Raw genomic sequence first — 6,520 nt, 5'->3', positions numbered from 1 at the left:
CCTTGTATGCCTAACGCCCAATTAAGGGGTGAGCAACGCTACCACCCAACGTAAGGCATTGTACCGTAACCACTAAAGTTAAAGTAGAAGCAAAAATGCCAAGCGTTGGGAATCCCTCTTAAATTGTTTGTTATGTACGTTGTACCGAGCGCACTGGTACCCAACCAACTTCACCCGTTGACCTCGAAACTCGATACCACTCATTGAGTTCGAATAGCACTGATAGTTTTTCACCAATGACAGTATTGAGCTCAACATTGTCATAGTCTTTAAGCAAGATTCCTTCAGAGAAACCTTCCATCTTTTCGATATATTGAACTGGAGCCCAACCCTGTTCCCCTTCACTGCTGGTTATAAAGATCCAGTTGGGAAACTCGTCGTCAATTGTACCTAGAGCTACTTTATCGCCTTGTTTCAAATAAAACGGATTGGGATATTCTGAGACGTGCTTTTCAGTAGAAACTACTTCTATATTTTCTCCAAAGTACATAACGCCCTGTTAAGGTGTGAGCAACGCAATACCGACGCCACCGCATACCACCTTAATCACTTAAACCAACGCATAGTAAAAATGCCACGCGTTGCGAATCACTCTTAAACAGTTTGTTAGCTGTTGGTTTTTGGTATTACCTTAAGACTTGGGTTAGGTGAGTCTGTAAGTTGTTTTACGATTCTATACTCACTTTGTCCTGAGCTACCAAGAGCGTCAACATAATGAATTGTAACAGTTGACTCATCAGGTATAGCGCTAGCAAACCTAAACTGAAATTGAACTTCTTGACTCATTTCCCAAGCATGAACTTCCGTTGGATGCTGCTGTGCCATCGGCTCACTAAATACTATATTCAAGTTAGTAGATGTACTTCCTGTGTTTTTTACATTAAATCTAAACGTACTTTTACCAGAACTATGAGCAGCCCCAACAGCAAGGAATACAAAATTAGGCTTTGCCGCCTCAACACGCCGTTTGTTTTCCAATTCAACAACATTGCGCTCAGCTTCCAATTGAGCTCTAGTAACTTCAACCAACTCTCGCTGTTGTTTAACAGACTGATTAAGTTCCGCAGCTTGCAGCTCAAGTGCTTTGGTACTCTGTTGTAACTCTTTCCCTTGCTGCAAAAAACCGAGTACTAGCCACAAAAATGCTACAGGTCCAAAGATGCCGGCAAAGAAGTCTCCAACTTCGTTTAAATCCATGACAAGTATTTGCCCAATTCGATCACTTAATATTGAGAGCAAACCGACCATGTATATTGCCGTCAATACAAAACCAATCACAGTTAAATTTTTATTCATAATCTCCTCAGACAGCTAACGCCCAATTAAGGGGTGAGCAACGCTACCACCCGACCTAAAGCATTGTACCGTAACCACTAAATTTGAAGTATAAGAAAAAATGCCAAGCGTTGGGAATCCCTCTTAAATTGTTTGTTATAGCTACAACTCCCCACGAGCGGCTTTGAAAGCATCAGCCATTGCATCACTAAACGGATTATTCTTGAGCCTTTCAATTTCGGATTCCAACTCCAAAATACGAGCTTTCCTTTGAGAGTCCTTCATATTCAAGTCGCTTATAATTCCTCTATATGCGGGAACAATTGAAGACTTAACCTTTTCTGTTAGTTCAGCGATTGAATTAAAGTAACTAGGATTATGAAGCTCTGATAACTGAGTCTTAAATTGCTTAAGTTTGAATTGTTTTTCTTTTAGTTCTTCGTCGGCATCATCGTACAGTTTGCGTTCACCAGTAAGATGTGAGCTATTGCGGAAGAAAACTAGTACGTGTTTCTTGTATTTCTTTGAAGCTAGCAAATATTCCCAGTGAGTAACACTTCGGCGACCACCTGTCATTTTAGGGAGGATTGAACCATAGCGGTCTCCTACTAGTAAGATCACGAAATCAGCTTCTTTGATACCCCTTTCGATTTGGGATTTTGACGAGTTATTCGATGCGGGCTGAATATCTAGTGCGTTGACATTGATTGACTCTGACCGCAATACATCTGCTATTGCCTGTCTCTCGTCCATAAAATCAACAAATGTCGAGCTGATAAACACCGAAGGATGTAAGCTTTGACTAATACTCAATTTAACTCCTTTGTTTCATTTATTGGGTAGCTATAACGCCCTGTTAAGGTGTGAGCAACGCAATACCGAAGCTACCGCAGAGCACCTTAAACACTAAACGCAACGCATAGTAAAAATGCCACGCGTTGCGAATCACTCTTAAACAGTTTGTTAGGTTTTTACTCAAATAGTTCACTAAACTTCTCTGAATTCCAGACTGAAACAACTGGCGAATCTGATACAACCGCTTTGCTAAAACCATACTTTTCGCTTTTAGTAACGAAAGCTATGGGAACGCTTCTATATAGTAAGGCTACTGAATTACCATCAGCCGACCATTGAAAGCTAAAATCTTGCTCTACTGTCTTCTCAATAATTGCTGTTTTGGAAACTAGCCCTTGGTGTAATTGTGGCGGTTCCCCTGCTCTCATTTTCTGCTTCCAAGATTCCTCGGAAACAGGTGCGTACTGTATGTACGCCACAGCATCTCTTTCTGGCTTTTGAGTTTGAGGCTTAGTTAGGTAAAGTACCCCAGACTCTTCAAACTCATCGAGAATTGCATAACGTTCGGACACTTCGTTATATGAGCTTAAAAACAAACCCTCAGACATTACTACTCCTAACATCAACGTACACAAAATAAACAGAATTTTCTTCATGTGACTCCGAAAACCTAACGCCCTGTTAAGGTGTGAGCAACGCAATGCCGATGCCGCCGTATACCACCTTAATCACTAAATTCAACGCATGGTAAAAATGCCACGCGTTGCGAATCACTCTTAAACAGCTTGTTAAGTGTTTTTGCCCACTTGCTTGATACGAGAAGAGTTCAACTGTTTATGAAGCAACCTGATCTCTAGCTCCGTTTTTTCCTTTTGCTTCACTAAAATCTCATCTTGTAGCGGTTGAATTTTTTTATGCCAGCGATAAAACCCAAAAGCCATCAAAAATAATGACAAAGCTAGCAAGAAGCTAATTGCATTCATATAGGTTTTCTTGTCCGAAGTATCGATCATTTCCTTTACTTCCAGAACTTCTTTTCGAGCCGATTGTTCTGGCGTTAATTTAGATAAGGAAGACAATACCTTAAGCTCTACATAGCGAGCATGAGAGTTAGCTTGAAATGTAGAGTAAACGAATACAAAAAGTGCCATAGTTGAAACTAGAAGTACAAGCCCAAACATAGCGTAGAACTTATATATATTATCCGTAGGAATGGATATCCTTGATTGCAAAGTTTTCTCCTTACACTTAACGCCGCGTTAAGTAGTGAGCAACGCTACCACCTTTATTAAACCATTGTGCCGTAAACACTAAAGCTGATTCAAACCTAAACTGCCAAGCGTTGCGAATCTGCCTTAAACGCTTTGTTATGCGATCTTGCGCACATATCTAAGTTATTCAGTTATAAATCTATTGAAAAGTCAAAGTTCACGCCACATTACTGGAGTGATATGCAACAAAACTTTTAACTAAATCTAGCCTAAAGGCAGAGGTGGTATTATTTTCAAATCTAGTAATAAACAAAGTACAAGCGATCAAAAAGTGTTTGCGATGCGCATAACGAGTGATTTTGAAAATCAAGTTTTAATAAGTCAAGCTAAGAGAGAAAGCTTATTGAAAAGATTTTTAGAAAGTGCATCTGAAAAAGAAAAAGAGACATTCATTGAATCTTTGTTTCAATTACACTCTTTACTTAATGAGTATCTAATGTCCTCTAATCGATTTTCAATCATTTTAGATACAAATATAATTCAGGATATTTTGTCTTCAAATGAGAATCGCTTTAGAGAAATAAGATATATCGCAACAAGTTCAATACTCTACTTTTTGGAAGACTACGCTGGAGCTACTATTTCTCTGTGTATAACACCGACTGTTTTGTATGAATTGAATAATCAAAAACCAATTTCTAATATTTCTCAGTATAACAACGCAATGTCTATCGTAGAAGAAGCTGCTATTAAACTTGGCATTTCCACTAACACGATAGGCTTTAGAAATTACAAAGAACTGAAAAACGTCACTAAATTAATTGACAAAGATTCCAATAACATTAAAAAGGCTGTAGAAAAATTAGCAGCACAAGATTGGACTATGAGTTTTGATCGTGAGGATGGCTCTATATCAATCCCAATGGCTGTTGCTGAAAACCTTATACCAGAAATTAAGCTATATTATTTAAGTCCATTTTACGTTAAATGGGCGTTGATGAACTTCGTGGAAAAACGAATGTTTGATCAGAACAAGAAGCAGCCGAAAGCTCGCAACATGATGAATAGAGATAAGGATGGGCTATCTAAGCTATTCAAAATTAAGAGTAAAGGAGATTTAATGGGGCTCGCTGATATAGAACTGTTATCTATGGCTGACTTAACATCTCAATGCTCCAGTAACTCTATTGCTATCACGTCAGCGATCACTTATGACAAAGATTTATTCAAGTCTTTAAGTCGACGCCTTGGCTCTGTACACAATGGAGGAAAATTTGAGTCTGGAAAGGATTCTCCAGAGGATGCAGCGTTGCTATTTGTGTATCAAATGAAGAAGTCTCAACAAAGAACTAAGTCCGCGGAAGCTAGACATAATTTTTGTATGGATGCATTCAAAAGCTTTTTAGATGAAAACGTCAGTTCTTATTTCAAAGAAACGGAGACATGATGAATCGCATAACGCCCTGTTAAGGTGTGAGCAACATAATACCGATGCCGCAGCATACCACTTTAATCACTTAAACTAACGCATGATGAAAATGCCATGCGTTGCGAATCACTCTTGAACAGTTTGTTAGTATTCAGACCCAACCTGTTACACCTAACTTAGAAAGAAGTCTTACTTATCAGTTCTCTATCGTTTTGATCCCACAGTTTTCACAGATCGCATGCCGAGAAAACTCATCCATAGAAGCTAAAAATGGACCAACTGCCCAACCTTTGATTAATCCAGCAATAAACTCTTTACGCTTTTGATGTTTTACACCAGCAAAAGGACTTGGGCTCCTAATCAATACGGTAATATGTTTAGATTTAATGTTACAAGAAGAACACTGATATTTGTCTATCTGATGAAGCACTAATTTTCCTCCTGAATACTAACGCCGCGTTAAGGGGTGAACAACGCAAATCACCTAACTTAAGACATTGTGCCATAAACACAAAAGCTAAACTTTAAACTGAAACTGCCAAGCGTTGTGAATCCCTCTTGAACGCTTTGTTATGTATTGAAACACCAATAGATATTCTGTGCCCTTGCTGGCCCTGGCAAATGGCCTTGCATACTACCAGGCAACGTAGATATATAGTTTAATAGCTGAGTTATTTGTTGCTGATTTTGAATTATACCTAGGTTTCGAATTGTTTTTATAGCCCAGCAATCGGCATTCACCTCTGAATTCTGCTGCGGAAAAAGTGCGTGGTGCGCACACTCATGGGCATACCAAAACTGGCGAACTTGGTAAGGTAGTTGATTAATTACATTCGGATTTAACTGAATTATAGGTTGGCCATTCATCATTACATTCGCCATACCTACATTGTTAAGCTGAGGGTTGGCAATATATTGCACTGGTACTCCATTGTATGCTGTACATGGTAATGGAGTAGCATTGCCCCCAAAGCTCAACAAGATTGAAAATATAGAAATTACTAGATTTACACGTTTCATACTAGCCACCTTAAATGCAATAGAGCACATATTAAGACTAGTCCAATTAAGCCAAAACAACATATAACGCCGCGTTAAGTAGTGAGCAACCCGACCACCTAACTTAAACCATGCCACCGTAAACACAAAACTCAACCAAAACAAAAATGCCACGCGTTGCGAATCTGCCTTAAACGCTTTGTTATGCGATTTTTATCAACGTAGCACTTTTCTTTGCCAACCAATAGCCATCGCGAATTTCTTTTTTCATCGCGCTACCAAAGCTAGCATTGAAAGGTACTAACAAACCATCACAAATTAGCTCGCCTGAAAACGGCAAAATTGCCGTATTAACCACAGAATATTCTGGGCACATTTCTTCAATTGGCGAAGTCAACCCTTTCACTTGATAGTACTGGTTACTATCAGGATGTAAAAACACATAGCCGTCTTTGTACTTTTTAACGTAAATAAATCGTCCATAGATAGCGTTGTCGAGAGATTCTAAAAGCTCACTCGATACAGCGTGGGACATATTAGCTTTTACTTCCGAAACACAATCATGCAATTCGTCCCTCAAGGCTACGAAATCCGCTAAGCCTTCTGGGATCTTGCCATTATTGATGTAAGTCATTACCAACTGGTATTCGAATAAAAATTTTTCAGCTAATTTACTTTCAATTAGCATGTTTCTACTATTTCCGATTGATCGCATAACGCCCTGTTAAGGTGTGAGCAACGCAATACCAATGCCGCCGTATACCACCTTAAACACCAAACGCAACGCATAGTAAAAATGCCAAGCGTTGCG

The 6,520-nt window shown here is 39.1% G+C and carries 9 protein-coding genes; 1 reads left to right on the top strand and 8 read right to left on the bottom strand.

What is annotated here, in order from left to right:
- Window positions 1–130 precede the first annotated feature (130 nt).
- The 5 genes from KI742_RS23005 to KI742_RS22975 all read right to left on the bottom strand — a co-directional run bounded on the left by KI742_RS23005 (window position 131) and on the right by KI742_RS22975 (window position 3,302).
- On the bottom strand, window positions 131–490 hold the full coding sequence (locus KI742_RS23005) for an SH3 domain-containing protein (RefSeq protein ID WP_285386352.1): 360 nt from the start codon (window positions 488–490) through the stop codon (window positions 131–133).
- A 116-nt stretch (window positions 491–606) separates the two neighbouring features.
- Window positions 607–1,296, bottom strand: coding sequence for a hypothetical protein (locus tag KI742_RS23000; protein ID WP_230238826.1), 690 nt, complete (start codon window positions 1,294–1,296; stop codon window positions 607–609).
- 141 nt (window positions 1,297–1,437) lie between these two features.
- Window positions 1,438–2,088: a DUF4062 domain-containing protein gene (locus tag KI742_RS22995; RefSeq protein WP_230238832.1), complete on the bottom strand. Its 651-nt coding sequence runs from the start codon at window positions 2,086–2,088 to the stop codon at window positions 1,438–1,440.
- Between the two features lie 158 nt (window positions 2,089–2,246).
- Complete coding sequence (locus KI742_RS22985; RefSeq protein ID WP_256913775.1) at window positions 2,247–2,726, bottom strand: hypothetical protein; 480 nt, start codon at window positions 2,724–2,726, stop codon at window positions 2,247–2,249.
- Window positions 2,727–2,858: 132 nt separating this feature from the next.
- The gene (locus KI742_RS22975) at window positions 2,859–3,302 is read right to left on the bottom strand and encodes a hypothetical protein (protein ID WP_072611821.1); all 444 of its coding nucleotides are present in this window, start codon (window positions 3,300–3,302) and stop codon (window positions 2,859–2,861) included.
- A 319-nt stretch (window positions 3,303–3,621) separates the two neighbouring features.
- Between KI742_RS22975 and KI742_RS22970 the strand changes: the two genes are divergently transcribed.
- Window positions 3,622–4,728 (top strand): hypothetical protein, encoded by a 1,107-nt coding sequence (locus tag KI742_RS22970; protein WP_047104349.1) that lies wholly within the window; start codon window positions 3,622–3,624, stop codon window positions 4,726–4,728.
- A gap of 178 nt (window positions 4,729–4,906) precedes the next feature.
- Here KI742_RS22970 and KI742_RS22965 read toward each other — a convergent pair whose 3' ends face one another.
- The 3 genes from KI742_RS22965 to KI742_RS22955 form a co-directional block, all read right to left on the bottom strand.
- Complete coding sequence (locus KI742_RS22965; protein ID WP_285385930.1) at window positions 4,907–5,140, bottom strand: hypothetical protein; 234 nt, start codon at window positions 5,138–5,140, stop codon at window positions 4,907–4,909.
- Between the two features lie 140 nt (window positions 5,141–5,280).
- On the bottom strand, window positions 5,281–5,730 hold the full coding sequence (locus tag KI742_RS22960) for a hypothetical protein (protein ID WP_017449604.1): 450 nt from the start codon (window positions 5,728–5,730) through the stop codon (window positions 5,281–5,283).
- A 181-nt stretch (window positions 5,731–5,911) separates the two neighbouring features.
- Entirely contained in the window at window positions 5,912–6,397 is a 486-nt protein-coding gene (locus tag KI742_RS22955) for a hypothetical protein (protein WP_285385932.1), read from the bottom strand.
- Window positions 6,398–6,520 lie beyond the last annotated feature (123 nt).

Source organism: Vibrio sp. D417a (genome assembly GCF_030248595.1).
Classification (GTDB): Bacteria; Pseudomonadota; Gammaproteobacteria; order Enterobacterales; family Vibrionaceae; genus Vibrio; species Vibrio alginolyticus.
This window is presented reverse-complemented; position numbering and strand designations above follow the sequence as displayed.